The organism is Pseudomonas sp. GD03903, assembly GCF_029840045.1.
In the GTDB taxonomy this organism is placed as follows: Bacteria; Pseudomonadota; Gammaproteobacteria; order Pseudomonadales; family Pseudomonadaceae; genus Pseudomonas; species Pseudomonas pseudonitroreducens.
On record NZ_JAOCBT010000034.1, the window covers coordinates 24,016 to 49,597 of the forward strand.

A 25,582-nucleotide genomic window follows, 5' to 3' on the forward strand; every position below is an offset into this window, starting at 1 on the left:
TGATAATAATCCGTCAAATTACCGCCGAGCGCGCAGGCGATCGCCCCAGGGGGCAACGGCGGATTCGATCAGCGCATAGGCGCGCTCGAATGCTTCCGGACCTTGGCGGTAGGGGTCCGGGATCTCCTGGTCGGTCTGCCATTTGCCCAGCAGGAAGGTCTTGCCGCGCGCCTCGGGGGCGAGGCGGATGACGCTGTGGATCTGTGACTGCTCCATGACCAGGACGAGGTTGGCCTCGTGGACCAGTTCGGCAGTCAGCTGGCGGGCGCGATGCGGTTGGGGGTGCTGGCCGTGGCGGCGCAGGATGGCGAGGGCGGTGCTGTCGATGGAGTGGCCGACCAGTGCGCTGAGCCCGGCGGAGGCCACGGCGATGTCGGTGCCCTGCAGGGATTCGCGCAGCAGGTGTTCGGCGATAGGGCTGCGGCAGATGTTGCCGACGCAGACGATCAGAATCCTGTTGAACACGGGGAGCGTCCCTGACCGCGACCGATGGATCGTCAGAAATCTATCGGTCGCGGTGCCGGGGCGTCAAGCCGCCGGCAGGGGCTGTGCCGCTCAGGCCTGGCTGGCGGGCGGCTGCTCGGTAGGAGGGCTTTCTTCCTGCGGTGGCCGCTCCAGGGCGACCTGGCGGATGGACAGCCGGATCTCCGCCGGCAGCACGCGCTTGGCGGCGCCTTCGGCCAGCTCGCCGAGCAGTTCGTGGTAGCTCAGCTTGCCGTTCTCGTCCTTGCGCAGCACGCCTTCGTCCAGCAGGGTCTGGATGAAGTGGCGGAACAGGCTCTTGTCGAAGAACTCGGGTGCATTCAGGCCGTGGAGCACCGACAGGCGCTGGGCCATGACGGTGCAGAGATTCTCCAGTTCCTCGGCAGTGAGCTGCTTCTGCCCGGCGTTGAGCACCAGCGAGATGGACATGTAGAAGCGTTGCAGGGTCTGCGCGATGGCGCGGGCCAGCAAGGTCAGCAGTACGTACTGGCGCGAGCTGGGCGGCGGGCGGATAAAGGTGTCGTTCTCCTGCTTGAGCAGTTCGCTGGCGACCATGGCCTGCAGCCATTGATCGACCACGGCGTCCAGTTCGTCCAGGCTCCAGCGGATGAACAGCTCGGCCTGCAGGTACGGGTACAGCGCACGGGTGTAGCGCAGCAGCTGCTCGCGGCTGATCCGCCCGCTGTTCTGGAAGAAGCTGGCGATCAGCGCAGGCAGCGCGAAGATGTGCAGCACGTTGTTGCGGTAGTAGGTCATCAGTACCGCGTTCTGCTCGTCGAGGTAGCAGATGCGGCCGAGGGCGTCCTTCTGCTCGCTGAGCAGGTTCATGCTCTTCACGTACTCGATCAGTTGCTGGCCGTCGCCCTCGGGCAGTGTGGCGCTGGGCGAGTAGGGCACCTTGCGTAGGAGGTCGAGGTAGAGGTCGATCACCCGCGCCAGGGCGGTTTCGTCCAGGGCCAGGCGGGTAGTGGAGAGCAGCGCCAGTGCCACCAGGTTCACCGGGTTGATCGCGGCGGCATCGTTGAGATGGCGGGCGACGTCGCGGGCCAGATGGTTGGTGGTTTCCGACAGCCAGGCCGGGCGGTATTCCGGGCCCAGCTCCTGCTGCCGCCAGTCCGGCTGCTGCTGGTCGAGGAAGCGGTCGAGGTGGATCGGCTCGCCGAAGTTCACCCAGACCTGGCCGAAGCGCTGCTTCAGCGCGCCGATGACCTTGAAGATGTCGAAGATCGACTCCTTCTTCTTCGCCGCGCCACGCAGTTCGCCCAGGTAGGTGCGGCCTTCGAGCACGCGCTCGTAGCCGATGTACACGGGCACGAAGACGATGGGCCGGCGCGAATCACGCAGGAAGCTGCGCAGGGTGATCGCCAGCATCCCGGTGCGCGGGTGCAGCATGCGCCCGGTGCGGGAGCGGCCGCCCTCGACGAAGTACTCGGTGGAGAAGCCACGGCTGAACAGGGTGTGCAGGTATTCGTTGAATACCGCGGTGTACAGCTGGTTGCCCTTGAAGCTGCGGCGCATGAAGAAGGCGCCGCCGCGGCGCAGGATCGAGCCCACCACCGGCATGTTGAGGTTGATCCCGGCGGCGATGTGCGGCGGGGTCAGGCCATTGCGGAACAGCAGGTAGGACAGCAGCAGGTAGTCGATGTGGCTGCGGTGGCAGGGCACGTAGACGATTTCGTGGCCCTGGGCGACTTCCTGCACGCGTTCGATATGGTTGACCTTCACGCCCTCGTAGAGCTTGTTCCAGAACCAGGTCAGGGTGACTTCGAGGAAGCGGATCACCGGGTAGGAGACGTCTGCGGCGATTTCATTCGCGTAGCGCAGGGCAGCCGCTTCGGCCTTCTCCTGGGAGATCTTCTGGGTTTCGCATTCTTCCTGGATTGCCTGGCGCACCAGCGGCGCGCGCAGCAAGCCTTTGACCAGCGTGCGGCGGTGCGACAGGTCTGGCCCGATCACCGCGGTCTTCTGGTTGCGGAAGTGCACCCGCAGAATGCGCTGGACCATGCGCAGGGTGCGCTCGTGGCCCTTGTTCTGTTCCACCAGCTCGCGCAGGTGGATGGGCGCGGAGAACTGCACGCGGGTCTTGCGGCCGAGGATGAGGATGCGCGCCAGCTTGCGCAGGCGGCCGGTGACTGCCCAGTTGTCGGCGAACAGCAGCTTCCAGGCACTCTTTTCGCTGTCCGGGGATTGGCCCCAGAACACGCTGACGGGAATGATCTGCGCGTCGTCGATGCCGTTCTGACCGATGGCGCCGAGCATGCGCACCAGCGCCGGCGGTGCGCCGCGCTTGTCCTGGCGGCCGAGCCAGTCGGGCTCCGGCGTCAGGTAGAAGAAGGCCGCCGGCTCGATGGATTCACCCACCGCCACCGGCATCACCGGGCGGGGCAGGCCTGCCTTGCGGCATTCGGTATCCACCACGGCGAGGTCGCTCACCGAGGGTTGCTGCAGGACGTAGAGGACCGGTTTGCTGCGGTCGATCTTCAGACTGAAGGCCGACTGGTTGATGGTTTCCGAGCGCACCCAGAGGTACAGCAGGCGGCGCAGGGCACCAAAACCGAAGCGGCGGAACGGGTAACGAGGCATACAGGCCCTATGGCTGGCGAAGGTAAAACGAGCGATTGCTCAGGCCGGCTAGTTTGCCGGATTAGGCCCCGCCAGCAAAGCCACGAGCGCTTGGTCGGTGCGCGCGGACAGCCCACGGGCTGCGGCTATCCTGTCATTTAGGGGATGACATTCCACGGAGGTTCCGCGATGCGTACGTTCACTTGGGGATGTCTGCTCGCCTTGTCGTTTGTGTTGCCCGCCGAGGCCCAGACTGTCGTCCCGCTCAAGGGCCAGGGCAGCCAGCAGATGCAGCAGGATATGGCGGAGTGCAACAGCGTTGCCAGCAATGCCGCGAACAGCGCCGCCACCGGCTCCGAGCCGAATGTCGGTGGCCGTGTCCGTGGTGCGGCCAGGGGCGCGGCGGCAGGCAGTGTTGCCGCCGAAGTGCGTGGCCAGCAGCACGACGAGGTCTATGACCGCGCCAGTGATGAGGCCAAGCAGCAATACCGGCAGAACCGTGCCGGCGACGCGGCTGCCGCAGGTGCGGCAATCGGTGCCTCGCGCCAGCGGCAGGAGCGTCGGCAGGACCGCCGTGCGCAGAATGAAGCGCAGACTTCTGCCAGCGCCAGTGCCTACAGCGGTTGTTTGCAGGGACGGGGCTATCAGGTCAGTCCCTGACTGCTGGCGTCCCTTGATGGTGCACGACTTGCCGGGTATCGGGCCGCCGGAAGTACCAGCGGCGGCCGTTATCCATCGAGCGGAAAGGGATTGGCGCGCTGCCGATTCATCCGATAAATGATTGGGCATATTGCCGCAGTGTGAACTGCGACATGCATTCTCGCGGCCTGTGAATGACATTTGCGGTGATCGCCGAATGCCGATGAACGGGAACGAAACTACCCGCCATAAATGTCCGGAAGTGAGAAAAGGTCCACGTTCGAAACACTTTCGTTACGCTGGGTAACGAGCACCAAAATGGCTCTGCAGGCCCCGAAAAATGGCACTTTGGCCTGATTGGTCATAGGCTCGCGGAGTTGATGAAAAAGTGCTTTTCAGCTGTAACTTTTGATTTATATACTCGGGAGCGCTGTCGCCCGTGGGCGTTATTCGAATTACCTTCCTGTGTGCCATTCGGTGCGGGTTGGATGATAAGGAAAGCGTTCAGCCGGCGACTGCCGAAGTCCTCATTCCCGGGGGCCATCCAAAAATAATAGGCAAGTTGGAGAGTGTGGTAATGGCTGATCGTGAGGTCGGAACCGTCAAGTGGTTCAATGACGCCAAAGGTTATGGATTCATTCAACGCGATAGCGGTCCGGACGTTTTCGTTCACTACCGTGCCATTCGTGGCGATGGTCACCGCTCCCTGGTCGAAGGCCAGAAAGTGGAGTTCTCGGTGATCCAGGGTCAGAAAGGCCTCCAGGCGGAAGACGTCGCCAAGGTCTGAGCCCCCGAAAGAGCAAAGGCCCGTCCATTGGACGGGCCTTTGTTTTTACAGCCAGGTACAAGCGGCGGGTCAACCCGTGCGCCAGGTAATCTCTTCGACGCCGGCGGTGGTCACTTTCAGCCAGCGGTCCGCGTCCTCCTCGCCCTGGTCTTCGCTCCAGCTGCCGGGTGCGCAGCGCACTTCCACTTCCAGCGCGGCGCAGGCCGCACGGGCGCAGGCGACATCGTCGTCCCACGGGGTCTTGTCGCTGTCCAGGAACAGGCTGTTCCACTTGCCCACGGCCTTGGGCAGCCAGGTGGCGGGAATGCTGCCGGCGGTGCACTTGAAGGTCTCGCCCTGGGCGCGCCATTCGCTGCACGGGCCAAGTGCCTTTTCCAGCCAGGCGCCGACGGCGGCCTGGTCGGCATCCTTGATGTAGATCTCGATATCCGGTTGGCGCATGGCGTCCTCGTCAGGGTTCTTGGCGTTCCAGCCAATCGTAGCGTACTGCGACCGTGACCTCGAAGGGCTCGGCGAGGATGCGCTCGCGCCGCTCAGGGTTGACCCGCCAGCCGTGGGGCGTCATCGCCAGCAGGTGCTCGCGGGCTTCGCGGGTTGCCAGCGGCAGCTTGAAGCTCAGTTGTTCGGTGTGCGCCAGCTGCAGTTCTTCGGGCAGGTCTGCGAGGTGCTTGTCGTCGACATACTCGCGTACTTCGTCGTACAGGCGCTGGCGCAGTTCAAGCAGATGGTCGCGCGCCGGGCCGAGACGCAGCACCCCGCCGCCGGGAGTCAGCAGGCGCGCCGCTTCCTTCCAGTCGATCGGGCTGAATACGCTGGCCAGCAATTGGCATGAGGCATCGGCCAGCGGCACACGGGCCATGCTGGCGACCATCCAGGTCAGTTGCGGGGCGCGCTTGCAAGCGCGTTTGACGGCCTCGCGGGAGATGTCCAGCGCATAGCCGTCGGCTTGCGGCAGGGCGTCACCGAGCTGGGCGGTGTAGTAACCCTCGCCGCAGCCGATATCCAGCCAGCGGCCTGGTGCGCGCTCGGCGGCCAGTTCGGCCAGGCGCGAGGCCAGCGGCGCGTAGTGGCCGGCGCCGAGGAAGTGCCGACGCGCCTCGACCATGGCGGCATTGTCGCCCGGATCGAGGCTTTTCTTGTGCTGCACCGGCAGCAGGTTCAGGTAGCCCTGGCGGGCACGGTCGAAGCGGTGGCCGGCGGGGCAGGCGACACCGTTTTCGGCATCAGTCAGCGCATCGCGGCACAGCGGACAGATCAGCATTGCTTTTTCCCTGGGCCCAGCGGCTGTGGCAGGTCGTTGCGCAGCACGGTGGGCAGGGAGCGGCGGCGCTGGGCGAGCTGGTACACGCGCAGCGAGTAGCGGCGCTCGGCGGCTGGCGCGGGCGGCGGGGTGTCGGGCTGGATGGCGCCCAGGCAGAAGCCTTTGTTCGGTCCACTCATGCCAGCAGTCGCACCAGGGTCTGGTAATAGATTTCGGTCAGCACATCGAGGTCGCTGGCCAGTACGCGCTCGTCCACCTGGTGGATGGTGGCGTTGACTGGGCCGAGTTCGACCACCTGCGTGCCCATGGTGGCGATGAAGCGGCCGTCGGAGGTGCCGCCGGAGGTCGACGGGGTAGTCTCGCGACCGGTGACCGCGCGGATCGCCGCGGCTACACCATCGAGCAGCTCGCCCGGCTGGGTGAGGAACGGCAGGCCGGACAGCGCCCAGTCGATGTGCCACTCCAGACCGTGCTTGTCGAGGATCGCCGCGACTCGCTGCTGCAGGCCTTCCACGGTGGATTCGGTGGAGAAGCGGAAGTTGAAGATCACCTTCAGCTCGCCCGGAATCACGTTGGTCGCGCCGGTGCCGCCATTGATGTTGGAGATCTGGAAGCTGGTCGGCGGGAAGTAGTCGTTGCCGTTGTCCCAGTGCTCGGCGGCGAGTTCGGCCAGTGCCGGGGCGGCGAGGTGGATCGGGTTCTTCGCCAGGTGCGGATAGGCCACGTGGCCCTGCTTGCCGCGCACGGTCAGGGTGGCGCCGAGGGAACCGCGGCGGCCGTTCTTGACGATGTCGCCCACCAGGGTGGTGCTCGACGGCTCGCCGACGATGCACCAGTCCAGGCGCTCGTTACGGGCCTTCAGGCGCTCGACCACGGCCTTGGTGCCGTGGTGGGCGGGGCCTTCCTCGTCGCTGGTGATCAGGTAGGCGATGCTGCCGCGATGCTCCGGATGGTCGGCGACGAAGCGCTCGGTGGCGATGATCATCGACGCCAGGCTGCCTTTCATGTCCGCCGCGCCGCGGCCGCAGAGCATGCCGTCAGCGTCGATCAGGGCGTCGAACGGCTGGTGCTGCCAGGCCTGCTCGGGGCCGGTGGGAACCACGTCGGTGTGGCCGGCGAAGCACAGCACCGGGCCATTGGCGCCGTCGCGGCCCTGGCGCAGCGCCCAGAAGTTATCCACATCCTCGATGCGCATGGGCTCCAGGGCGAAGCCGCAGGCGTCCAGGCGCTGCATCATCAGCTGCTGGCAGTCGGCATCGACCGGTGTGACGGAGGGACGGCGAATCAGCTCGCAGGCGAGGGCCAGTGTCGGCGAGAGGGACATTGAGATCATCCTGGGGGTGGAACGGAAAAAGGCGCCCATCTTAAAGCAAAAACGCCGGCGATTGGCCGGCGTTCTCGGGAGCGGATCAGCGGTACAGCTCATCTTGTAGGAGCGAGCTTGCTCGCGAACCCGCCTGACGCAAGAGCATCAAGCCAAAGCGTTCGCGAGCAAGCTCGCTCCTACAGGGGCCGCATCAGTTGGCCGGCGCGACGTCCGCTGCCGGCGCCTCCTGAGCCTTGGGCGCGGCGGACAGTAGTGCCATCACCAGGGCGGCGAGGTAGGGCAGCGACTGCACCAGCAGCATGGCGACCCAGAACATCATGTCGCGGCTCGGTACGCCCTGCACCAGCACGATGCCCAGTGCAGCGCCCCACAGCAGGAGCATGATGAACACCTCTTCACGGGCTTCCGCCAGCGCCACCAGCAGACCGTGGTTGGAGGCCATCTTTGGTGTGCGGAAGAACGGGATGGTCTTGGTGAACGCCCCGTAGAGCACCGCCTTGGCGATGGTGTGCGACAGCGCGAGGCCGGCCACCGCCGCCTGGAACGAGCGCAGCAGGTCCACGCCTACCGCACGGCGGTAGAGGAACATGATCTTGCCGAACTTGAAGAAGAACAGCGCCAGTGGCGGGATGGCGAAGATCAGCAGCGGCGGGTCGACCCGCTTGGGCACGATGATCATCGCCGAGGACCAGAGCAGTGCGCCGACAGTGAAGAAGATGTTCATGCCGTCGGCGATCCACGGCAGCCAGCCGGCGATGAAGTGGTAGCGCTGGCCGAGGGTCAGCTTGCTGTCCTTGCCCTGGAACAGGGCACGGGCGTGGCCCTTCATGATCTGGATGGCGCCGTAGGCCCAGCGGAAACGCTGCTTCTTGTAGTCGATGAAGGTGTCGGGCATCACTCCCTTGCCGAAGCTCTGGTGCGAGTAGGCGGCCGAATAGCCTTTCTCGAACACCCGCAGGCCCAGCTCGGCGTCCTCGCAGATGGTCCAGTCGGCCCACTTCAGTTCGTCCATCACGGTGCGGCGGATCATGGTCATGGTGCCGTGCTGGATGATCGCGTCGCGGTCGTTGCGGGTGACCATACCGATGTGGAAGAAGCCCTTGTACTCGGCGTAGCAGAGCTTCTTGAAGACGTTCTCCTCGCCATCGTGGTAGTCCTGCGGGGACTGCACCACGGCGATCTTCGGGTCGGCGAAGTGCGGCACCATCTGCTTGAGCCAGTTCGGCTCGACGCAGTAGTCGGCGTCGATCACCGCCACGACTTCGACGTCCGGCGCGGTGTGCGGCAGGATGTAGTTCAGCGCACCGCCCTTGAAGCCGGCCAGCGGCGCGACGTGGAAGAAGCGGAAGCGCGGGCCGAGGATTTCGCAGTAATCGCGTACCGGTTCCCAGACCGCCGGGTCCTTGGTGTTGTTGTCGATGATGAGGACTTCGAAGTCCGGGTAATCGAGCCTGGACAGGGCATCCAGGGTCTTCTTCATCATCTCCGGTGGTTCGTTGTAGCAGGGTACGTGCACCGAGACCTTGGGCCGGTAGCCGGTGTCGCTCAGCACCGGGTCGAATGGCCGGCGGCGCTTACGCACCCAGACGGTCTCGGCCAGTTCGTGGGCCTCGGTAAGCAGGACGATGAACACGCCCAGCGCGCCGATACCCAGCAGGCCGCCAACGGTCAGGCTGAACCAGGTGCTGTATTGCTGGCTGTAGTCGTAGGCGATCCATACCAGCACCGAACCGCCGGCGAAGGCGACCACGGTGAGGAAGGTCCGCCCGCGCTGGCGCAGGGCGCTGCCGTCGATCATCAGCAAGGTCAGGGCGAGCAGCGCCATCACCACCGAGGCCACCGCCAGGGCACGCCATTGCGGGATGTTCACCACCGGCCCGTCGAAGTTGAACTTGGGCTGGCGCTGGGCGTTGTAGACGCCCCAGTAGGCACCGACCGAACCTTCGTCACCGACTTTCCACGGTTGGTCGAAGGCCTCGACGACGAAGTAGTTGTAGCCGCGCTTGTTCAGCGCGTTGGTCAGGGTGCGCAGGTAGATGGCCTGGTCCGCCTGGGTGGCGTCGGCGCCGCCGCGCATGCGGCCGTTGCTTGGCCAGCCGACTTCAGCCAGCAGCAGCGGCTTGCGCGGGAACTTGGCGCGCAGCTCCTTGGCGCGCTCGAGGACGAACGGCACGGCGTCGTCCATCGGCGTGTATTCCCAGTAGGGCAGGACGTGCGCGGCGATCAGGTCGACGTGCTTGGCCATCTCCGGGTATTTCTCGTAGATGTGCCACTGCTCGGCAGTGGTCACCGGCACCTTGACCGCCTTGCGCACGCGGTCCAGGTAGGCGGTCAACTGCTCGATCGTGACTTCACGGCGGAACAGCGCCTCGTTGCCGACTATCACCCGCACCACGCTGCGCGAGTTGTTGGCGATCTCGATGCCGCGCTCGATCTCGGCTTCGTTTTCGGCCTCGTCCGGGCCGATCCAGATGCCGAGGCTGACGCGCATGCCGAGCTCTTCGGCCAGGCGCGGGATGTCGGCCAGCGAACCTTTCACCGAGTAGGTGCGGATGTTGTCGGTGTTCTTGGAGACCAGTTCCAGGTCCGAACGGATTTCGTCGTCGCTGGGGAACTGGTTCTTCTGCGGATTCTGGTTCAGGCGGAAGGGCGAGAAGGAGAATCCGGAAATGCTTTCCGGCCAGTCGGGAACGCTGACGGGGCGGTTGTAGAGGGCCCAGAAGCCGGTGAAGAGTGCCGCGAGGGCAACGAACACCACCAGGTTGAGGCCGAACTTGCGTGCAGGCATGGTGCGATCGGGTTCCAAAGGGTGGAACGGGGAGGGGCCGGGACAATCTCTGTACGCGATGGCCGCCGGTCGGGGCGCATCCTACCCCGCACTCCGGGGGCTGTACAGGTTGCCGGCACCGTCCGCCGCGTGGGCGCACGTGGGCATTTTCCGACAGTTTAGAATGTGTGGCAGGCGCGTGACTGAGACTGCGGCAATTCGGCTTTGTTGCAGGCGCGCCGCGGCTGCTCCTTACCGGAGCCCGGCCGTTATAGAATGCCGGCCGTTTCGAGATGAGGTGTGGGCGATGCAACTGGATGAACAGCGTTTCGGCGGAATCGCGCGGCTATACGGCCGTGAGGGCCTGGAGCGTCTGGCGGCCAGCCATGTGGCGGTGGTCGGGATCGGCGGCGTGGGTTCCTGGGCGGCCGAGGCCCTGGCGCGCAGTGGCGTGGGAGAGATTTCCCTGTTCGATCTGGACGACGTCTGCGTGACCAACACCAACCGCCAGGTGCACGCCATCCAGGGCGCCGTGGGCAAGCCCAAGGTCGAGGTCATGGCCGAGCGCCTGAAGGCGATCAACCCGGGCATCGTCGTACACGCCGTAGCCGATTTCGTTACCCGGGAAACCATGGCGGACTACATCACGCCGGAGCTGGATTGCGTGATCGACTGCATCGACAGCGTCGCTGCCAAGGCTGCACTGATCGCCTGGTGCAAGCGCCGCAAGCTGCAGATCATCACCACCGGTGGCGCGGGCGGGCAGGTGGACCCGACGCAGATCCAGGTCGCCGACCTGAACAAGACCTTCAACGACCCGCTGGCCGCGAAGGTTCGCTCGACCTTGCGGCGCGACTACAACTTCTCGCGTACCCCGGGCCGTCATTACAGCGTGCAGTGCGTGTTTTCCACCGAGCAGCTGCGCTACCCCAAGCCGGACGGCACGGTGTGCCAGTCCAAGAGTTTCGTCGGCGAGGGCGTGAAGCTGGACTGCGCCGGCGGCTTCGGCGCGGTGATGATGGTCACCGCGACCTTCGGCATGGTCGCGGCGGCGCGGGCGGTGGACAAGATCGTTGCCGGCGCGCGGCGGCCGTCGGAGCGCTCCGCAGGCTAATGGTTCTTGCATGGGAACAACCATCTTGTCCTGGGAAAATCCGTGCCTGTGTTTTCCCCTCACCCCAGCCCTGACTGCGCGCCCCGCTCCTCAGAGAGAGGGGGCGGATAGTGCCGGCTGAGGCAATGGTTTCACCCTGCTCAGAACAGTCCCCTCTCCCGCTTGAGGGGGAGGGTTAGGGAGAGGGGCTCTTGATTTTGTAGGAGCGGACTTCGTCCGCGATGGCATCCGGCGCGATGCGGACCAATCGCGGACGGAGTCCGCTCCTACGCATATGCAAGCGTCTCAGATAGCGATCAAATCCCGCATGCGCTTGAGTACGGCATTCAACCCGTTGTTGCGTCGCGGCGGCGCGGGCGGTGGACAAGATCGTCGCCGGCGCGCGGCGGCCTTCGGAGCGCGCAGCGGGCTAATGCCTTTTGTAGGAGCGAGCTTGCGCGCGAAGGCTTGGCCGGATGCGACTGCGTCGGGCAGGTTCGCGAGCAAGCTCGCTCCTACGAAAAGCCAGACGTTCAGGTCCCGATCAGTTCCTGCATGCGCTTGAGCACGGCGTTCAACCCGTTGCTGCGCGACGGCGACAGTTGCCGGGCCAGGCCCAACTGATTGAACCAGTCCGGCAGGTCGATGGCGGACAGCTCGTCTGCCGGCAGCCCTTCCACCCGCACCAGCAGCAGCGCCAGCAAGCCGCGCAGCAGGCGCGCATCGCTGTAGGCGCGGAAATGCCAGTGGCCGTCACGCGCATCGGCCACCAGCCAGACATTGCTCTCGCAGCCCTGCACGCGCTGCTCGTCGCTGCGCTCTGCGTCGCTCAGCGGTTCCAGGCGTTCGCCCCATTGCATCAGCAGGCGGGCACGCTGCTCCCAGCCTTGCAGGTCGGTAAAGGCCTGCAGCGCCTCCGCGGCGGCGCTGGGCAGGTTCATCGCAGCAACTCCAGGGCGTTGTCGAGCGCGGTGAAGAAGCGTTCCAGGTCGGCGCTGTCGTTGTACAGGCCGAGGGAGACGCGCAGGGCGCCGGCGATATCGAGGGTCTTCATCAGCGGCATGGCGCAGTGGTGTCCGGCACGCACCGCTATGCCCTGTTCGGTGAGCAAGTGGCCCAGGTCCGAGACGTGCACGCCTTCGACCACGAAACTGGCCAGCGCCACATCCGGTTCGCCCAGCACGCGCACGCCGTCACGGGCGCGCAGGCCGGCCAGCAGGCGGGCATGAAGGAAGTCCTCGTGGGCGCTGATTTCGGCGTTGTCCCGAGCGGTCAGCCACTGCAGGGTGGCGCCGAGCGCGATCACTGCGCCAATGGGCGGTGTGCCGGCCTCGAAGCCCATGGGCGCGTCGTGGAACTGCGCGTCGTAGTAATCGGCCAGGCGCACCATCTCGCCACCGAACTGCCAGTGGGCCAGGCGCGCCAGCGCCTGCGGGCGGCCCCAGAGCAGGCCGACACCTTCCGGGCCGTAGAGTTTGTGGCTGGAACAGACGTAGAAGTCGCAACCCAGCGCTGACAGGTTGTGCCGGCCATGGACTACGCCCTGGGCGCCATCCACTACGGTCAGCGCATCGTACTGCCGCGCCATCTGCAGCAGTTCCGGCAGTGGTTGCCAGGTGCCCAGCACATTGGACAATTGGCTGACGGCGAGCAGCCGCGTGCGCGGGCCGATCAGGCTGGTGGCGCGGGCCAGGTCGATGCGGCCGGTTGGGTCCAGCGGCAATATCACCAGTTTCAGGCCGCGCCGCTTGGCCAGTTGTTGCCAGGGCAACAGGTTGGCGTGGTGCTCCAGGGCACTCACAACGATCTCGTCGCCGTTCCGGAACTGGCCTTCCAGCGCGTAAGCCAAGAGGTTCAGCGCCTCGGTGGCGCCGCGGGTAAAGATGATCTGTGCCGGGCTGCCGCCGTTCAGCCAATTGGCCGCCAGGCTGCGGGTCGTCTCGAAGGCACGCGTGGCGCGCTCGCCGGGCAGGTGCTGGGCGCGGTGTACGTTGGCGGCGCCACTGGCGTAGTAGCCGGCGAGGGCGTCGATCATGGCGCGCGGTTTCTGCGCGGTGGCGGCGCTGTCGAGGTAGGTCTGGCCTTCGGCCTCGAAGGCGGCGAGGGCCGGGAAGTCGGAGCGCCAGGGCGAGGGAATGGACATGGTGGCCTCAGGCTGTAGGCCCCAGGCGGCAGGCGAGAGCGTTCTTGCCTGCCGCCTGCAGCTTGCAGCCTGTCGCCGCTACTTAGTTGTGCGCGTGCAGCGCTTCATTCAGTTCGATCGCGGTCTTGTTGGTCTTGCACTCGACGGCGCCGGTCTGAGAGTTGCGGCGGAACAGCAGGTCCGCCTGGCCGGCCAGGTCGCGGCCCTTGACCACTTTCACCAGGTTGTTCTGGTCGTCCAGCACGGCGATCTTGGTGCCGGCGGTGACATACAGGCCGGCTTCGACGATGTTGCGGTCGCCCAGCGGGATGCCGATGCCGGCGTTGGCGCCGATCAGGCAGCCTTCGCCAACGCTGATGACGATGTTGCCGCCGCCGGACAGGGTGCCCATGGTGGAGCAGCCGCCGCCCAGGTCCGAGCCCTTGCCGACGAATACGCCAGCGGAGACGCGGCCTTCGATCATGCCCGGGCCCTGGGTGCCGGCGTTGAAGTTGACGAAGCCTTCGTGCATCACGGTGGTGCCTTCACCGATGTAGGCACCCAGGCGTACGCGGGCGGTGTCGGCGATACGCACGCCGGCCGGGACCACGTAGTCGGTCATCTTCGGGAATTTGTCGACGGAGAAGACTTCCAGCAGCTTGCCCTTCAGGCGCGCTTCCAGTTGCAGTTCGGCCAGTTCGGCCAGGTCGACGGCGCCCTGGTTGGTCCAGGCGACGTTCGGCAGCAGCGGGAAGATGCCGGTCAGGTTCAGGCCGTGCGGCTTGACCAGGCGGTGGGACAGCAGGTGCAGCTTCAGGTACGCCTCCGGGGTGGAGCTGGGGGCGGCGTCTTCGGCCAGCAGGGTGGCGACCAGCGGTTTCTGGCTTTCGGCCAGGCGGTTGAGCAGGGCAGCCTGGGCGGCGTCGACGGTCTCGACGGCGTCAGCCAGCTGATACGCCTGGTGTGCGGTGAAGGCAATCGCCTGGTTACCGCCTTCATAGTTCAGCAGCGGGCTGATGGCGGCGACCAGTTCGGCGCTGGGGCCCAACAGCGGCTGCGCGTAGAAGACTTCCAGCCAGTTGCCCTGGCGGTTCTGGGTGCCGACACCGAAAGCGATGCTGAACAGGGATTTCGACATGTGGGGGATTCCTTGAAAAGAGATTCTCGAATAACGAATTCGGTCAGGCCGGACGGCGGCTGAGCAGCAGGCCCAGCCCGGCGCTGCCCAGCAGCGCGGCACAACCACGGTTGAACAGGCGCCGGGCGCGTGCGCCGGCGAGCAGCTTGCCGAGGCGGACCCCGGCGAGCCCGTAAAGGGCGATGGCCAGCCATTCCAGTAGCAGGAAGGCTGCGCCGAGTTGGGCGAACTGGGCGCCCACGGCCTGACGCGGATCGACGAATTGCGGCAGGAAAGCGGTGAAGATGAGGATTGCCTTGGGGTTCCCCAATGCTTGCGAATCTAAATTCGTTGTGTCGCAATGCATCTTGAGTATTCTCGGGTCCAACGGCATGACAAAAATTGGGGCGAAAGTATACAGCTATTTGAGGTTTTCGGACCCCAAGCAGGCGGCGGGCCATAGTGCCGACCGTCAGGCGCAGTATGCAAAGGCCTGGGCCGCGGAGCGTGGCTTAATTCTGGACGAGTCCCTGACTCTGCGGGATGAGGGGCTGTCTGCCTACCACCAAAAGCACATCAAGCAAGGCGCGCTCGGTGTATTCCTCCAGGCGGTAGACGCTGGTCGTATCCCGGAAGGCTCGGTGCTGGTCGTCGAAGGCCTGGACCGTTTGAGCCGTGCCGAGCCGATCCTGGCGCAGGCTCAGCTCGCGCAGATAATCAATGCCGGCATATCGGTCGTCACTGCCAGTGATGGGCGTGAGTACAACCGCCAGAGCCTGAAGGCTCAGCCGATGGACTTGGTGTATAGCCTGCTGGTGATGATTCGGGCGCATGAAGAGAGCGACACCAAGAGCAAGCGAGTGAAGGCCGCGATCCGCCGGCAATGTGAGGGGTGGGTCGCGGGAACGTATCGGGGGCTTATCCGCAACGGTGCGGATCCGCATTGGCTTGAGTGGGATGGTGTCGCTTGGCAGTTCGTGCCGGACAGGGTTGAGGCGGTGAGATTCGCGCTCGACTGCTATCGCCAGGGGCTGGGCGCCAAGCGCACGCTGGACCTGATGCTGGAAAGGGGGATGGACCCGGCCGGCTTGAAGCTGGGGGGCCAGCAGCTCTATCGGCTCGTACACCTGCAGCCGTTGCGCGGCGCAAAGCGGATCTCGGTTGATGGAGACGAGTACGTTCTAGACGACTATTACCCCAAACTCCTAAGCGATGCAGAGTTTTCCGAGCTCAGCACCTTGACCGGTCAGCGTCATCGGCGGCGGGGTAAGGGCGCGATACCAGGCATCGTAACCGGCATTGGCCTCACCTGGTGCGGCTACTGTGGATCCGCAATGGAGGCGCAGAACCAGATGGGCAAGATCCGCCCGGATGGCACGTTGCTGCCAGGCCATCGCCGCGTTTTCTGCTCGATGACTGCGCAGCAGTCGGAGTGCCGGCAGCATGGCAGCAGCAGCGTAGCGCCGCTGGAGCGCGCTTTGATGGACTACTGCTCGGATCAGATGAATTTGCAGCGACTGCTTGAGCCTGCAACCCAGGGCCAGGATGTGCGGCAAGAGTTGATCAGTATCCGTTCAGAAATCGCCAGGATTGAGGGTCAGCTTGGGCGTGTGACTGAAGCTCTCCTGGCCGGCGAGGATGACGGTGCGGCGCCACTTGCCTTTGTCAGAAAGGCAAGGGAGCTTGAGCAACTGATTGAACACCGAAAGGAAGAAGCCCTAAAACTGGAGCGGCGCCTGGCGGACGCTGCGCAACCTCAGACCGCTGCAGACGCTCAGAGTTGGTCGGACCTCGCGGAAGGCGTACATGCGCAGAATGTGCAGGCGCGTGAGCAGGTGCGACAGTTGATGATGGATACGTTTGAGCGGATCGTCATCTACATTCGTGGCATTGTGCCAGAGGGGCGACGTGCGAAATACTTAGACGTGTTGCTGATCGCTAAGGCTGGTCAGAGGCGATGGATGAGGATTGAGCACCGCACTGCCTTATGGGTAGTAGGAAGTGATCGTCCTGCCAATTGAGTGGATTGGAGTCGATGGTGGATAACGAAAGCATGAAGGACCGCCTGACGCGGCGGTTTGCAGCAGCTCAAGCGAAGGCCGAGCAGAAGAATACGCGGACTGACGCAATCAATGCTGAGGTGACAAAGTTTTCCGAGGCAACCGAGTCGTTGCACTCGGACATCGAGAAATGGCTAGCGGAAGCCGAAGTGGCAGCTCAGTTTCGTCGCCACTACTACCAAGTCAACGACAGTATTTGGGGAGAGCCAATAGACTATCCGCTTGAAGCTCTAACTATTTCCGTTCTGGGCAATGAGCTTGAGGTGCTTCCGCTTTCTTGGAAGGGGGCGCCTGCTGGCTCCCTTGGAATTGTGACCATTGGCGTTCCCCTCGACCCTGAGCCGCATTTCGTCTCGTTGGGCGATATGAATGGCTGGGGTAATCGCCGGCACTGGTCGCACCATAGAAACCACCTAACGCTAGAGCAGGCCGATGCCTTTACTCGCGAAGTTTTTTACGCTCTGGTAGACACCAAGCTAGTGCCTGAAGCTTAACGTGGGGCCGTCAGGCCCTTTTCAGCCAGCGGAGCTGGTCTAGACGACTCTGGTTTCCTGCTCAAGATCCGGACAAAAGAAAGGCAGGACGCGCGAGTCAACAGCAGAATGACCGAGTGGGGCTTTGTAGGATGAGCAGTGAGAGCATGAGGGATATTCTGGCTCGCGATTTTGCCGAGGCGGCAGAAAAGAAGCGCCAGGCGAGTATCCAGAAGAGCAAAGTTGAAGACGAGATAGTGCAATTTTCCAAAGCCTATCGTGCGTTGATCGATGATGTTGAGGCCTGGCTTAAGGGTCTTGGTGACGACTGTGATGTGAGTACGTCGAGCCAAGCAAGAGACATCCACGACACGATTCTTGGCTCAGTTACGACCTACCGGATGGATGTGTTTCGGATTTCACGAGATGGTAAGGCTATTGAGCTTTTGCCTTTGCTTTGGAGCGGTCGGCCTTCCGACTCTAAAGGTGTGGTGACACTTGGCGAGGCTGGCGTGGCGGTCCCGTTGCTTGTCTCGCTCGGCGATCAGAGCGGATGGGGAACTAGGCGCTGCTGGATGAGTAGTCGTGGGCTAACCGCAATAGAGCAGGCGACCGATTTTAATGCCGAGATATTCTATCGAGTGGTTAAGTCTGTATTTTTCCCAAAGGGGTGATGGAACAGGGGCGCTGAGCGCCCCTTGTTGTTTAAGCCGCAGTGCGTACTAGTAACTTTTCGCTTGGTGCTTCACGCCTCACCACCAGGTGTCCCTGACCGTTCCAGAAGTTTTCTTGCACTTCCACGCACACATACCAAGCCGTCCAGGCAACATCCTCTCCCGACTCGACAATGTTTCCTGTCTCGTCAACCAATGCGAGTCGAAGGGGCTTGCCATCTTTCGTGACCGGGCGAAATCCAGTGCTTACATTGGCTGTGATCACTGCATTTTTAAGGTTGGGATTTGGGAGGGCCGCCTTCATTGGGTTACTCCCTGCTGAGCGTCCAGCGCAGAGGCTATCTTAATCGCCTTTGCTAGGGCGCGCCGGCCGTGCTCAATGTCTTTGCGGCTATCCCTGATGAGCAGTTGAGCCTCGGCGCTGCTCATGCAGCTATCCGCCGCAGCGAGGAGGCGCTGCAGTTCGTGGAGTTGGGTATTCATGCTGCCTCCTTCATGGTCTGCTGAGGGAACAGGGGATTGGCCTTTAGAAGTGCGTAGTAGGGCTTCGGGGAAACCGAGTTGCCACACATGCGCACCTTTGCCTTGTTGCTGAACCTGCGGCCGTCGTGCCCGAAGTCGATCTTGTAGTCCGGGGGGAAGCCTTGGATCAGGTACAGCTCGCGCGGGGTGAGCATCCGCATGCCGACGTCGACGATCACATAGGGGTTACCCTTGATCGTCACGGTAACCAGGGCGAGGCGGTCGCGGGTGACGATGGTGTACGCCCCTGTCATCGGCAGTGGTTGCGCCGGCAGTGCAGTGCTTGCCGGAGCCGGCGGCGCCGGCCTGGATGATGCAGCCGGTTACGCCGAACTTCGACCAGAGGCTGCAGCGGATCTTGCCCGTATCGCCGCCGACGCCAATGCCTGCGCCATCTCCTTAACGGCGCTGCAGGATCGCGAAAGAATCCGGCAGCATCGCTAGTTTGGTTCTGCTTCACTTTCCAGTAGTGCACGGAAAGCATCCTCAAGGGCGTCTTGAGCGACGCGAGCTTCGCCCATGATGCCTCGCCACCCAGTCATCCAGGCGCTGCGAATTTCTTTCTCGTAGCCTGGGTCGCGAACTGAAAAAGCCCACGTCCCAGCCGGATGTACCATGTCGCCTACCATGCGTCGCAAGGTTTTCACCTGTCTCGCTGTGTCGGGTGGCAGGAAGATCTGCGTCGCCTCGTGGTGATGGCGTAGCGCATTAAGTGCGTCAGTTGCGGATTTGTAGTATCCCTCCAGCTTACTGGCCTCGATAAATTCGGGTGCGGGCGTGAGGAATTTTTCGGCCGCCACTCTCATGTCGGCAATCAAGCGCATTGACTCGGTGATGGTTTCCGCTTGCTTCTGGTAATACCAGGCGAAGCGAAGTTGCCTTTGATCTGTCCGCAGCTTTAAGGATGCCTGAAGGCGAGAGATCTCAATCTCTGCTTGCTGCTTCAGTCGGCTTGCCGTTGCGTCGCTATCTAAGCGGAGCTGATGTTCCAGCTGTTTGAGCTGTAAAGCCGACTCACCTTTCAGCTGTTCCTTGTGGCGCTCAATGTCTTTGCTCAGCCAGTGCAATGTAATCTGTCTGGAAAGAAAGACTAGAGCCGCCACGAGCACTGCGCCGCTCAAGAGATAGGAAACAGGGTCCATGATCTTCCTCCTTGTGTCCGCCCTCCTTTTACGCGGGCTTTGAGATAAACCCAAGTCCCCCGCAACTCTCGCACTCCTCTCTATCCGCGAAGCTGTCCCGACATGCTGGGCAGCGCCGGAACCTTCCCAGCTCGATCAGTAGCGCAAGGGCACTGGCCCGCGCCGCGTCGCCTTCCTCCTGCGCTACCTGATGCGCATCCAGTGCAAGCCTGAACGCATCGGCATCAGTGATGGCTCGCACCACCTTCCCCGCAACAATTCTCCCCGTTTCAACCAGTCGGGCCTGCAGGCCATTCTTTAGCGTCCACGTCAGGCCCTTCACGTCACCCTTCCACTCGGCCGGCGACCCGTCATACATCGCGAGCTGACCGGCCTCGTCATAGGTGATTCGCCCGAGGATCCCGCGCGCTGCTGGCGGCGCGCTCAGGAACGTGCCCGACAGGATCTCTCCCAGCAGTTCGCCAGTTCCCTCGTCCACGACGTCATAGACGCCGGTACGCTTGAAGGCTTCGTGCGCCAGATCCTCCAGCATGGTGAGGCGTCCGGCTTCGGCTATCTCGTACATCTCCACAAACTCCCTGTGATTGATCATCCGCAGCTCTAGCGCCTTTCTGGCCAGTCCTTCCAGCTCGGCGCGGTGGTAGTCCGGCGTGAGTTTCCATTGCCGCCGGTCGTCGATGAGGCGGCGCCATCGTGCGAGTGGTGAGTCAGTCATACGGTCAATAATACTGTTTGGATACACAGTATTTGTTTTGAATGACCAGCGGTAGGGGGTGCCTGGAGAGGGGCGTAGGATGCGCGCCTTCGATTTGAGGAGGTCACCCGATGAGCACTTGGAATCTTGCGCTACGCCCCGCCGAGGAGCGGCAGGCGATGGAGGATGAGAAGGCCCGGTTGTTCGAGTTTTGGCAGCTGAACCTGGACCGTGCGAAAGGGGAGGCCGGCAAGCTGTTCGCCGAGCGTTCGAAGCGGAAAGGGAAGTGGAGCGAGTGGGCGCAAGGCGAGGTTGCAGGGGGCAGCCCGCCAGAGTTGCAGAGTCTTGTCCGATCAGAGCTGGAAAAATTGGTAGCCGCTGACAAGTGACGGCTGGCCAATTAATATCGCACCACTTCATTAGGACGCGGTGGTCTGCCGCAATCGCCAAGGGAGCAGACTGATGTCATGGCATGCAGTGCGCCATAGGTACAAAAGTTTTTGGGATGAGGCCTATAGCCTATTCCGAAGCGTTTCTGTTGATCTCCCAACCGGCACAATTGACGCCTGCGAGATCGGTGATCGGGAGCTGGCTGAGGCAGACGCTTGGCTGAATCACCCGGATCGGATTGCTGGCTGGAACTGGCGGGCTGTGCTCAACCAGGAGCGAAAGTCTCATAAGCGGTTTGAGGCTGCGTTCTGGGTGGATGGCGTCTTGTGCGGACTGATGGTCTGCCGAGTTTCGAAGCGACGCATCAACCTGAGTGTGCGATTTATCGAGGGTGCGCCGTTCCAGCATCCTCTGCGTGGCCAGTTGCTCCAGGTTGCGATTATTCAGGCGGAGCTCTTTGCAAGCGTGATAGGTGCTACGCAGGTGGCCATCATTAAGCCCCTGGAAGGCGTTGCAGAACGTTACATAGCGCTGGGCTACCAGATGGAGTACGGCGACAGGTCGAAAGTATCTAAGGGCTTGAAACCCAGATTTGATCAATTGATCAAGCATCTCAAGGGTTTTTGACGTAATCGTCATGGTGCGATAACCTAGCCATGAAGCAATTTACGACACAAGTCTTGACCTACAAGGTGGTCGCCAAAATGAGCAAGTCCAAAACCCAGAAAGGTCTGGTCGTTGCCCGTGACACTTATGTGGATGTTGAAGTGAAACGAGCGAAGGCGCGAGGCCAGGCGTTCCTTTCCGCACATGCTGACACTTACCGGTCGTGGATGAAAGACACCATGGGGGACTTCCGTGGTCCGCTGGCAGGAAGTCGGAAGCAAGCATTCATTGCAAATGCGAATTAAATTCATTTGAAGAAAAGCGAGGCTATGCCTCGCTTTTTTTTGTCCCGAGTTTAGCGGTTTGAATGACTAGCCGCGAACTCGGATGTTGCCGAACATCCCGCTATTGATCAGCGTTTCCCAGAGCTTTTTGATCGCCAGCCCAGTTTCCTGATTCACGAAAAGGGAGGACCGGCTGCCGTGCGGCACGCCAAGAAGGTAGGGCTGCATGGTTTTCCAAGTTTCGGCAACTTGAGCCCATCGCCAGCCTGGAACCTCCTTCTCCAGAATCAGTGGCATAGCAATGCGCAGCGGGATCATCCCGTCGAGCGGCAGCGGTTCATCCCAGGTGCATTTCACCAGAATCGGGTTTGCGTCGGAATTGTAGAACTGAACGTTCAGGCGCTCGGCCGTAATTGTGGCAGCCGGGTGATACGGCAGAGCTTCTACGGAGTCGATAATGGACTGGCCGTCGTGATACGGGCAGGTAATGAATCCGTTGGCGAAGCACCTGGTGTGATCAAGGCCATTGTAACCGCACTGGATGCTTGGGTACGTCTCAGGATTGCGCTCGTCGTGGTTGCTAACCAACGGGTGCCAGCTCGGATAGGCGCTCACCACCGGACCGAGTTCGTCCGCAATCCGCTCCAGCTCCTCTTTGCTTCTTTCCCATTCGGAAATGTCTGCATCGCGGCTGCGGGGCAGTAAATACTTTGCAACTTCTTCGTAAGCTTGACGAGCGGCCTCGTCGGCTCGGAATGCCATGGTGTGTCCTCGGTTGAATTTGACGACACGCGCATGTTGAATTAATTCTTTGCATGAAACAACGATTTCATGCAAAGAATCTAAATTATATTTCGAGGTCAGCCGAAACCGCCGTGTTAGAGGGTTGGGTGATTAGAGGGGGGGATGAAATAATTATTTAGGTTAAGCTTGTTTAGGGTTGCCGGCGGCCACCCAGAACTCCTGGCGGGCCAGGCGCCACAGGCTGGTGGCGGGCACCGGAGTGCCGTCCACCGACAGGTTTGCCGTCGGCGCGCGCCACAGTTGCACGGCCAGCCACAACAGGTAGCCGGCGCCCACCAGCTTGATCGCCAGGAACAGCCAGGCCGAGGCCTGCAGCACCAGCGCCAGGCCGGAAGCAGCCAATGTCAGCATGCCGGCGAAGGCGAGCAGGCGTCCGCCACCGGCGAGGGTGGCGCGCAGCAGGCCGAAGCGCGCGGCGTTGTTCAGCGACAGCAGGTTGTTCGGCCCCGGCGCCAGGTTCAAGGCGAAGCAGGCGGGGAGGAACAGGGCCCAGGCGATGCTCATCTTGAGGGGGCTCAGGCCAGCGCGGCGGCGTAGACGTCGGGCTTGAAGCCGACCAGGGTACGGCCACCCAGGTCCAGCACCGGGCGCTTGATCATCGACGGCTGCGCCACCATCAGCTCGATGGCCCTGGCCTGGTCGAGATCGGCCTTCTGCGCGTCGTCGAGCTTGCGGAACGTGGTGCCGGCACGGTTCAGGACTGTCTCCCAGCCATGCTCGTTGCACCACTGCTCCAGGTGCGCGCGGTCTATTCCGCTAGTCTTGTAGTCGTGGAATGCATAGTCGACGCCATGTTCTTCCAGCCAGGTACGGGCCTTCTTCATGGTGTCGCAAGCTTTGATGCCGTAGAGAACGTAAGGCATTGATTTTCCTCAGGAGTTTTGGCCTCCCCAAAACTCCTCCAATATCGCTCCAAAATTCCAGCGACGAATTATGCCACGTCGATCCACTCTGCGCCGCGACTATCCCGATAGAGGTCGGTCATCTTCGCCGAACGGTGACCGAGCAGGCGCTGCGGGTTGCGGCCCTCGTCCTCATGAAGGCGCGCAGCGAGCGACCGCATCTCATGGAAGCTCGGCGGGCTGGCGCCGAGGTCGATGCTGTGCTTCCTCGCTGCTCTGTCCCTGGCATCAGCAAAGGCTGCCGTCAGGGTGTCCAGCATGATCGGCTGGCCAGCCTTCGCGCGGCTGATGGTGCGGTGGTGATGGACCAGGTAGCGGGACAGAACCCGGCCCCGGCATGCCTTGATGACTGCAGCCAGGTTGAGCCCGAGCACGTCCAGGCCGATCGATGTCTTGATCCGCAACCGCATTCCGGTCTTCGACTGAACCACCTGCAGGTACCCATCCTGCTCATCCTTGAACTGCATCGCCGCGATATCTTCCCGGCGCTGGCCGGTAATGACCGCAAGCTCCATGGCGCGCTTCAGCCAGGGCTGCTTCGCCTCGGCGTAGATCAGCCGCCACATCTCCAGGGTCAGGCGCCCGCGCTTGATCTTCACCCGCGCTGCCTTCGTCACCTCTACCGGGTTCTTGTCGGTCCAGCCGGCGGCCATGGCCTCCATGAAGACATCCCGCAGGAGCGATCGCATCGCCCGCGCCATCTGAGCCTTCCCTTCCTTCGCCATCTCCGAGAAGTAGCCGGCCACGTCGATGGTCCCGATATCCCGGATATCCATCGTCCCGAACCTGGCGCGCAGGCGCTTCAACCGCATCCGCGTGTTACGGACGCTGGCCTCCGACAGCCCGCGCTCGGCGTAGATCTTCTCGTACTCGTCCAGCCAGTCGCCGAACAGGCGCGGAACCCGCTCCGGCTCAGAATTGAGCCTGGCCGTCAGTGTAGGCTGCAGCATCTCCGCGCGGTTAGCCTCGACCGCTTCCTGGATGGCGCGCGCCTTGTCCTTACCCAGACCGAAGACCCGACCGCTGACCGGGTCCCGATAGCTGTAGTAGGTGACGCCGTTCCGGCTGTCCTTCTTTTGGTACAGGTTTGGCGGGAGATCCTTCGAACCTGCCTTACGCGGCCTTGGCGCCATGGCGTGCACTCGCAATCCGGGAGATCAGGCTGCCGCCCAGCGGCACCTTGGCAACGGCCTCGGGCGCTTCGTAGGTGGCGTCTTGGTCGACATAGTAGCTGCGCCCGTGCTTCACGGGGCGTGGGGTGATGGAGCCCTCGCGGGCCCACTTGCGCAGGGTGTTGGCGCTGGGCGGCGTGCGGAAGTGCTCGGCCGCCCATTCCTCAAGCGTTACGAGTCTCATATCGATCAGCCCTCTACGGGGTATTGGATGGTGCCGATGGCGCCCTGGTCGGCGTCGTTGGCGATCTGGTTCAGCTGGCGTGCGAGCTGGCGCATCTGCGCCGGCTGGAGGAGGGCGCCGAGTCGGGGCAGGCCCTCGATCTCGGCCACGCGGTTGCCGGCCTGATCTTCCCGGTGTTCCGCGGTCAGTTGGATGACTTGCATGGTGCTCGCTCCTGGAGGACAGGCCTGCAGCGCAGACAGTCGCATTCGGGGATGGGGCGGAGGGTGCGGCGGCAGAAGGTGGGGCGGGTCATGCTGCAACCTTCCTACGCGGCGCCCCGCGATACTCCGGCTCGGCCGGGTACTGAGCCGGGCGGATCACCGATGCCAGAAGCTGGCGCCAGGTCGCTGCGTTGTTCGGTAGGCAGATACCGAACTCCTTGGTGTCGTACTCGACCTCGCCGACCAACTGCTCGACCAAGGTCAGCGGCACCGCGATGTTTGTGCAGCCGCTGTTGTAGTAGCCGAGGTGCTCAAGTACTCGCCGCTCTTCGTAGCGGCCGGCGCGCTCCAGTGTCCAGCAGTACCCGCGGTCATCAGGCCGCCAAAGTGTGATTGCCTTGTGGCGGCGCTTCGTGTGCTTGACGCTTATCACGATGAACTCGGTCATGCTGCACTCCTTGCGGGCTCGGTGATCTGGCTGGCGGTGTGCACCTGCATGCCCAGTTCGCTGGCGATGCGGTACTCGAGGCGCGCGCCCTTGGACTTGTCCCAGCCCGGCAGCAGGGCGATGGCCTCGCAGGTGATCAGCTTCTGCATGTCCAGGCGCAGGTAGTCGGCCCACTCGAAGCCGTCGATCATGCCGTGGTCGGCAGGATTCTCGACGTGGTAGCCGAGCTGGCGCAGGCGCGCGGCCTCGGCGTGGAAGGCTGGGTAGTTGAAGTCCTCGATCCCGGTCATGGGACCGGCGAGGTAGATGCGGCCAACGCGCGGAACGGCAATCAGGCGATCCATCGGCTGGCCAAATACCTCGCGCGCCTGCTCGACGCTGACGGGGACCAACACCAGGCCCAGGTCGAGGGCCTCGATGACGTCCTCGGGGTGGCGCCGACCGACGAAGCGGCATTCACGAGTGGCGGGATCGAAGCCGGCCACGGCCGACTCTTCGTAGTTTCTGGGCATGACTTCGTCCTCGCGCCGTAGTGGCGCAATGGCATGGAGTGGGGTAGGTTCGGATGGCCCGGCATGGGGCCGGATCAAGGAGAGAAAGTGGGTTCTATCAAGGTTGAGCGCCTGGCCATTCGGGACATTTCTGGCGAATCGCTATATGAGGCGAAAACAAGCTCGGCAGTTCTGCATGCTGAGCACAACTCGCAAATGACCGAGTTCAAGGTTGTCCTTAAAGCTGGCACTTATTCTCACTTTGGCGATGCTGCTGGGAACGGAGCATTTGAGCTGGAGCTTGTCACCGGCAGCACATTCAGAGGCTTCGTGGAGAGTTCATTTCCGGCCAGGACTCCGGATGGGGTGAACACT

The 25,582-nt window shown here is 63.0% G+C and carries 32 protein-coding genes and 3 pseudogenes; 10 read left to right on the top strand and 25 right to left on the bottom strand.

Translation table 11 applies throughout. The annotated features are described in order from the left end of the window. Positions 1–18 precede the first annotated feature (18 nt). Together N5C91_RS30330 and plsB are read right to left on the bottom strand one after the other, a co-directional pair. Entirely contained in the window at positions 19–465 is a 447-nt protein-coding gene (locus N5C91_RS30330) for a low molecular weight protein-tyrosine-phosphatase (protein ID WP_236173113.1), read from the bottom strand. 90 nt (positions 466–555) lie between these two features. Then, the gene (plsB, locus tag N5C91_RS30335; protein ID WP_236173112.1) at positions 556–3,066 is read right to left on the bottom strand and encodes a glycerol-3-phosphate 1-O-acyltransferase PlsB; all 2,511 of its coding nucleotides are present in this window, start codon (positions 3,064–3,066) and stop codon (positions 556–558) included. 168 nt (positions 3,067–3,234) lie between these two features. Between plsB and N5C91_RS30340 the strand changes: the two genes are divergently transcribed. Together N5C91_RS30340 and N5C91_RS30345 are read left to right on the top strand one after the other, a co-directional pair. Then, positions 3,235–3,705 (top strand): YMGG-like glycine zipper-containing protein, encoded by a 471-nt coding sequence (locus N5C91_RS30340; protein ID WP_279834102.1) that lies wholly within the window; start codon positions 3,235–3,237, stop codon positions 3,703–3,705. Between the two features lie 556 nt (positions 3,706–4,261). After that, positions 4,262–4,471, top strand: a complete 210-nt coding sequence (locus N5C91_RS30345) for a cold-shock protein (RefSeq protein ID WP_015476243.1) — start codon at positions 4,262–4,264, stop codon at positions 4,469–4,471. A gap of 69 nt (positions 4,472–4,540) precedes the next feature. On the opposite strand, the gene N5C91_RS30350 is transcribed toward N5C91_RS30345, so the two are convergent. From N5C91_RS30350 to N5C91_RS30370, 5 genes are all read right to left on the bottom strand, one after another. Next, entirely contained in the window at positions 4,541–4,912 is a 372-nt protein-coding gene (locus tag N5C91_RS30350; protein ID WP_236173110.1) for a hypothetical protein, read from the bottom strand. A gap of 10 nt (positions 4,913–4,922) precedes the next feature. Further along, positions 4,923–5,732, bottom strand: coding sequence for a putative RNA methyltransferase (locus N5C91_RS30355; protein WP_279834104.1), 810 nt, complete (start codon positions 5,730–5,732; stop codon positions 4,923–4,925). Then, the gene (locus tag N5C91_RS30360) at positions 5,726–5,911 is read right to left on the bottom strand and encodes a hypothetical protein (RefSeq protein ID WP_236173108.1); all 186 of its coding nucleotides are present in this window, start codon (positions 5,909–5,911) and stop codon (positions 5,726–5,728) included. Before N5C91_RS30360 ends, N5C91_RS30355 begins: the two co-directional genes overlap by 7 nt. Then, positions 5,908–7,065, bottom strand: a complete 1,158-nt coding sequence (gene dapE, locus N5C91_RS30365) for a succinyl-diaminopimelate desuccinylase (RefSeq protein ID WP_236173107.1) — start codon at positions 7,063–7,065, stop codon at positions 5,908–5,910. Before dapE ends, N5C91_RS30360 begins: the two co-directional genes overlap by 4 nt. A gap of 184 nt (positions 7,066–7,249) precedes the next feature. Beyond that, positions 7,250–9,847: a glycosyltransferase gene (locus N5C91_RS30370; RefSeq protein WP_279834107.1), complete on the bottom strand. Its 2,598-nt coding sequence runs from the start codon at positions 9,845–9,847 to the stop codon at positions 7,250–7,252. Positions 9,848–10,133: 286 nt separating this feature from the next. Between N5C91_RS30370 and tcdA the strand changes: the two genes are divergently transcribed. Next, positions 10,134–10,940, top strand: a complete 807-nt coding sequence (tcdA, locus tag N5C91_RS30375) for a tRNA cyclic N6-threonylcarbamoyladenosine(37) synthase TcdA (protein ID WP_279834110.1) — start codon at positions 10,134–10,136, stop codon at positions 10,938–10,940. A 285-nt stretch (positions 10,941–11,225) separates the two neighbouring features. Here the strand turns inward: tcdA and N5C91_RS30380 are convergent, their stop codons facing one another. The 5 genes and pseudogenes from N5C91_RS30380 to N5C91_RS30400 form a co-directional block, all read right to left on the bottom strand. Beyond that, positions 11,226–11,426, bottom strand: coding sequence for a hypothetical protein (locus N5C91_RS30380; protein WP_279834113.1), 201 nt, complete (start codon positions 11,424–11,426; stop codon positions 11,226–11,228). Between the two features lie 26 nt (positions 11,427–11,452). Beyond that, complete coding sequence (locus N5C91_RS30385; protein ID WP_279834115.1) at positions 11,453–11,860, bottom strand: SufE family protein; 408 nt, start codon at positions 11,858–11,860, stop codon at positions 11,453–11,455. After that, the gene (locus N5C91_RS30390) at positions 11,857–13,062 is read right to left on the bottom strand and encodes a cysteine desulfurase (protein WP_279834117.1); all 1,206 of its coding nucleotides are present in this window, start codon (positions 13,060–13,062) and stop codon (positions 11,857–11,859) included. The genes N5C91_RS30385 and N5C91_RS30390 overlap by 4 nt, the downstream gene beginning before the upstream one ends. Before the next feature lie 82 nt (positions 13,063–13,144). Beyond that, on the bottom strand, positions 13,145–14,179 hold the full coding sequence (dapD, locus tag N5C91_RS30395; protein ID WP_236173103.1) for a 2,3,4,5-tetrahydropyridine-2,6-dicarboxylate N-succinyltransferase: 1,035 nt from the start codon (positions 14,177–14,179) through the stop codon (positions 13,145–13,147). Between the two features lie 43 nt (positions 14,180–14,222). Continuing rightward, a pseudogene (locus N5C91_RS30400) lies at positions 14,223–14,486 on the bottom strand (LysE family transporter); the annotation flags it as partial. On the opposite strand from N5C91_RS30400, the gene N5C91_RS30405 reads away from it, so the two are divergent. The 3 genes from N5C91_RS30405 (at position 14,464) to N5C91_RS30415 (ending at position 17,365) form a co-directional block, all read left to right on the top strand. Further along, positions 14,464–16,179 (top strand): recombinase family protein, encoded by a 1,716-nt coding sequence (locus N5C91_RS30405; protein WP_347815400.1) that lies wholly within the window; start codon positions 14,464–14,466, stop codon positions 16,177–16,179. The pseudogene N5C91_RS30400 and the gene N5C91_RS30405 overlap by 23 nt on opposite strands. 32 nt (positions 16,180–16,211) lie before the next feature. Further along, on the top strand, positions 16,212–16,712 hold the full coding sequence (locus N5C91_RS30410; protein ID WP_279834119.1) for a hypothetical protein: 501 nt from the start codon (positions 16,212–16,214) through the stop codon (positions 16,710–16,712). A 146-nt stretch (positions 16,713–16,858) separates the two neighbouring features. After that, positions 16,859–17,365 (top strand): hypothetical protein, encoded by a 507-nt coding sequence (locus N5C91_RS30415; protein WP_279834120.1) that lies wholly within the window; start codon positions 16,859–16,861, stop codon positions 17,363–17,365. Positions 17,366–17,396: 31 nt separating this feature from the next. On the opposite strand, the gene N5C91_RS30420 is transcribed toward N5C91_RS30415, so the two are convergent. The 5 genes and pseudogenes from N5C91_RS30420 to N5C91_RS30440 all read right to left on the bottom strand — a co-directional run bounded on the left by N5C91_RS30420 (position 17,397) and on the right by N5C91_RS30440 (position 19,744). Next, complete coding sequence (locus N5C91_RS30420; protein ID WP_279834121.1) at positions 17,397–17,669, bottom strand: hypothetical protein; 273 nt, start codon at positions 17,667–17,669, stop codon at positions 17,397–17,399. Further along, positions 17,666–17,848 carry a hypothetical protein gene (locus N5C91_RS30425; RefSeq protein WP_279834123.1) on the bottom strand — a complete coding sequence of 61 codons (183 nt, stop codon included), beginning with the start codon at positions 17,846–17,848 and terminating at the stop codon, positions 17,666–17,668. The genes N5C91_RS30420 and N5C91_RS30425 overlap by 4 nt, the downstream gene beginning before the upstream one ends. Continuing rightward, a pseudogene (locus tag N5C91_RS30430) lies at positions 17,845–18,126 on the bottom strand (DNA cytosine methyltransferase); the annotation flags it as partial. The gene N5C91_RS30425 and the pseudogene N5C91_RS30430, both read right to left, overlap by 4 nt. A 201-nt stretch (positions 18,127–18,327) precedes the next feature. Further along, positions 18,328–19,029, bottom strand: coding sequence for a hypothetical protein (locus tag N5C91_RS30435; RefSeq protein WP_279834124.1), 702 nt, complete (start codon positions 19,027–19,029; stop codon positions 18,328–18,330). Between the two features lie 28 nt (positions 19,030–19,057). Beyond that, entirely contained in the window at positions 19,058–19,744 is a 687-nt protein-coding gene (locus N5C91_RS30440; protein WP_279834126.1) for a hypothetical protein, read from the bottom strand. 110 nt (positions 19,745–19,854) lie between these two features. Between N5C91_RS30440 and N5C91_RS30445 the strand changes: the two genes are divergently transcribed. From N5C91_RS30445 to N5C91_RS30455, 3 genes are all read left to right on the top strand, one after another. Next, positions 19,855–20,112: a hypothetical protein gene (locus N5C91_RS30445; protein WP_279834128.1), complete on the top strand. Its 258-nt coding sequence runs from the start codon at positions 19,855–19,857 to the stop codon at positions 20,110–20,112. Between the two features lie 73 nt (positions 20,113–20,185). Continuing rightward, positions 20,186–20,740 carry a hypothetical protein gene (locus tag N5C91_RS30450; RefSeq protein ID WP_279834129.1) on the top strand — a complete coding sequence of 185 codons (555 nt, stop codon included), beginning with the start codon at positions 20,186–20,188 and terminating at the stop codon, positions 20,738–20,740. Between the two features lie 77 nt (positions 20,741–20,817). Continuing rightward, complete coding sequence (locus N5C91_RS30455) at positions 20,818–21,024, top strand: hypothetical protein (protein WP_279834132.1); 207 nt, start codon at positions 20,818–20,820, stop codon at positions 21,022–21,024. A gap of 66 nt (positions 21,025–21,090) precedes the next feature. Here the strand turns inward: N5C91_RS30455 and N5C91_RS30460 are convergent, their stop codons facing one another. The 8 genes and pseudogenes from N5C91_RS30460 to N5C91_RS30495 all read right to left on the bottom strand — a co-directional run bounded on the left by N5C91_RS30460 (position 21,091) and on the right by N5C91_RS30495 (position 25,228). Next, positions 21,091–21,765 (bottom strand): hypothetical protein, encoded by a 675-nt coding sequence (locus tag N5C91_RS30460; RefSeq protein WP_279834135.1) that lies wholly within the window; start codon positions 21,763–21,765, stop codon positions 21,091–21,093. Positions 21,766–21,936: 171 nt separating this feature from the next. Then, a pseudogene (locus tag N5C91_RS30465) lies at positions 21,937–22,311 on the bottom strand (LysE family translocator); the annotation flags it as partial. A gap of 11 nt (positions 22,312–22,322) precedes the next feature. After that, entirely contained in the window at positions 22,323–22,670 is a 348-nt protein-coding gene (locus N5C91_RS30470) for an ArsC family reductase (RefSeq protein ID WP_279834137.1), read from the bottom strand. A gap of 68 nt (positions 22,671–22,738) precedes the next feature. Beyond that, entirely contained in the window at positions 22,739–23,842 is a 1,104-nt protein-coding gene (locus N5C91_RS30475; protein WP_279834147.1) for a phage integrase Arm DNA-binding domain-containing protein, read from the bottom strand. Continuing rightward, positions 23,823–24,065: an excisionase gene (locus tag N5C91_RS30480; RefSeq protein WP_279834139.1), complete on the bottom strand. Its 243-nt coding sequence runs from the start codon at positions 24,063–24,065 to the stop codon at positions 23,823–23,825. Before N5C91_RS30480 ends, N5C91_RS30475 begins: the two co-directional genes overlap by 20 nt. 5 nt (positions 24,066–24,070) lie before the next feature. After that, positions 24,071–24,268, bottom strand: coding sequence for a hypothetical protein (locus tag N5C91_RS30485; RefSeq protein WP_279834141.1), 198 nt, complete (start codon positions 24,266–24,268; stop codon positions 24,071–24,073). 88 nt (positions 24,269–24,356) lie between these two features. Next, entirely contained in the window at positions 24,357–24,716 is a 360-nt protein-coding gene (locus tag N5C91_RS30490; protein WP_279834142.1) for a hypothetical protein, read from the bottom strand. Further along, complete coding sequence (locus tag N5C91_RS30495; protein WP_279834143.1) at positions 24,713–25,228, bottom strand: DUF4406 domain-containing protein; 516 nt, start codon at positions 25,226–25,228, stop codon at positions 24,713–24,715. The genes N5C91_RS30490 and N5C91_RS30495 overlap by 4 nt, the downstream gene beginning before the upstream one ends. Before the next feature lie 87 nt (positions 25,229–25,315). On the opposite strand from N5C91_RS30495, the gene N5C91_RS30500 reads away from it, so the two are divergent. Further along, on the top strand, positions 25,316–25,582 hold a 267-nt coding region (locus tag N5C91_RS30500), incomplete at its 3' end, for a hypothetical protein (protein ID WP_279834144.1).

Excerpts from the sequence above, each read along its gene's own strand:
- plsB (WP_236173112.1), bottom strand. The coding sequence starts at position 3,066 with ATGCCTCGTTACCCGTTCCGCCGCTTCGGTTTTGGTGCCCTGCGCCGC.
- N5C91_RS30340 (WP_279834102.1), top strand. The coding sequence starts at position 3,235 with ATGCGTACGTTCACTTGGGGATGTCTGCTCGCCTTGTCGTTTGTGTTG.
- N5C91_RS30345 (WP_015476243.1), top strand. The coding sequence starts at position 4,262 with ATGGCTGATCGTGAGGTCGGAACCGTCAAGTGGTTCAATGACGCCAAA.
- N5C91_RS30350 (WP_236173110.1), bottom strand. The coding sequence starts at position 4,912 with ATGCGCCAACCGGATATCGAGATCTACATCAAGGATGCCGACCAGGCC.
- N5C91_RS30355 (WP_279834104.1), bottom strand. The coding sequence starts at position 5,732 with ATGCTGATCTGTCCGCTGTGCCGCGATGCGCTGACTGATGCCGAAAAC.
- N5C91_RS30360 (WP_236173108.1), bottom strand. The coding sequence starts at position 5,911 with ATGAGTGGACCGAACAAAGGCTTCTGCCTGGGCGCCATCCAGCCCGAC.
- dapE (WP_236173107.1), bottom strand. The coding sequence starts at position 7,065 with ATGATCTCAATGTCCCTCTCGCCGACACTGGCCCTCGCCTGCGAGCTG.
- N5C91_RS30370 (WP_279834107.1), bottom strand. The coding sequence starts at position 9,847 with ATGCCTGCACGCAAGTTCGGCCTCAACCTGGTGGTGTTCGTTGCCCTC.
- tcdA (WP_279834110.1), top strand. The coding sequence starts at position 10,134 with ATGCAACTGGATGAACAGCGTTTCGGCGGAATCGCGCGGCTATACGGC.
- N5C91_RS30385 (WP_279834115.1), bottom strand. The coding sequence starts at position 11,860 with ATGAACCTGCCCAGCGCCGCCGCGGAGGCGCTGCAGGCCTTTACCGAC.
- N5C91_RS30390 (WP_279834117.1), bottom strand. The coding sequence starts at position 13,062 with ATGTCCATTCCCTCGCCCTGGCGCTCCGACTTCCCGGCCCTCGCCGCC.
- dapD (WP_236173103.1), bottom strand. The coding sequence starts at position 14,179 with ATGTCGAAATCCCTGTTCAGCATCGCTTTCGGTGTCGGCACCCAGAAC.
- N5C91_RS30405 (WP_347815400.1), top strand. The coding sequence starts at position 14,464 with ATGAGGATTGCCTTGGGGTTCCCCAATGCTTGCGAATCTAAATTCGTT.
- N5C91_RS30410 (WP_279834119.1), top strand. The coding sequence starts at position 16,212 with ATGAAGGACCGCCTGACGCGGCGGTTTGCAGCAGCTCAAGCGAAGGCC.
- N5C91_RS30415 (WP_279834120.1), top strand. The coding sequence starts at position 16,859 with ATGAGGGATATTCTGGCTCGCGATTTTGCCGAGGCGGCAGAAAAGAAG.
- N5C91_RS30420 (WP_279834121.1), bottom strand. The coding sequence starts at position 17,669 with ATGAAGGCGGCCCTCCCAAATCCCAACCTTAAAAATGCAGTGATCACA.
- N5C91_RS30425 (WP_279834123.1), bottom strand. The coding sequence starts at position 17,848 with ATGAATACCCAACTCCACGAACTGCAGCGCCTCCTCGCTGCGGCGGAT.
- N5C91_RS30435 (WP_279834124.1), bottom strand. The coding sequence starts at position 19,029 with ATGGACCCTGTTTCCTATCTCTTGAGCGGCGCAGTGCTCGTGGCGGCT.
- N5C91_RS30440 (WP_279834126.1), bottom strand. The coding sequence starts at position 19,744 with ATGACTGACTCACCACTCGCACGATGGCGCCGCCTCATCGACGACCGG.
- N5C91_RS30445 (WP_279834128.1), top strand. The coding sequence starts at position 19,855 with ATGAGCACTTGGAATCTTGCGCTACGCCCCGCCGAGGAGCGGCAGGCG.
- N5C91_RS30450 (WP_279834129.1), top strand. The coding sequence starts at position 20,186 with ATGTCATGGCATGCAGTGCGCCATAGGTACAAAAGTTTTTGGGATGAG.
- N5C91_RS30455 (WP_279834132.1), top strand. The coding sequence starts at position 20,818 with ATGAGCAAGTCCAAAACCCAGAAAGGTCTGGTCGTTGCCCGTGACACT.
- N5C91_RS30460 (WP_279834135.1), bottom strand. The coding sequence starts at position 21,765 with ATGGCATTCCGAGCCGACGAGGCCGCTCGTCAAGCTTACGAAGAAGTT.
- N5C91_RS30470 (WP_279834137.1), bottom strand. The coding sequence starts at position 22,670 with ATGCCTTACGTTCTCTACGGCATCAAAGCTTGCGACACCATGAAGAAG.
- N5C91_RS30475 (WP_279834147.1), bottom strand. The coding sequence starts at position 23,842 with ATGGCGCCAAGGCCGCGTAAGGCAGGTTCGAAGGATCTCCCGCCAAAC.
- N5C91_RS30480 (WP_279834139.1), bottom strand. The coding sequence starts at position 24,065 with ATGAGACTCGTAACGCTTGAGGAATGGGCGGCCGAGCACTTCCGCACG.
- N5C91_RS30485 (WP_279834141.1), bottom strand. The coding sequence starts at position 24,268 with ATGCAAGTCATCCAACTGACCGCGGAACACCGGGAAGATCAGGCCGGC.
- N5C91_RS30490 (WP_279834142.1), bottom strand. The coding sequence starts at position 24,716 with ATGACCGAGTTCATCGTGATAAGCGTCAAGCACACGAAGCGCCGCCAC.
- N5C91_RS30495 (WP_279834143.1), bottom strand. The coding sequence starts at position 25,228 with ATGCCCAGAAACTACGAAGAGTCGGCCGTGGCCGGCTTCGATCCCGCC.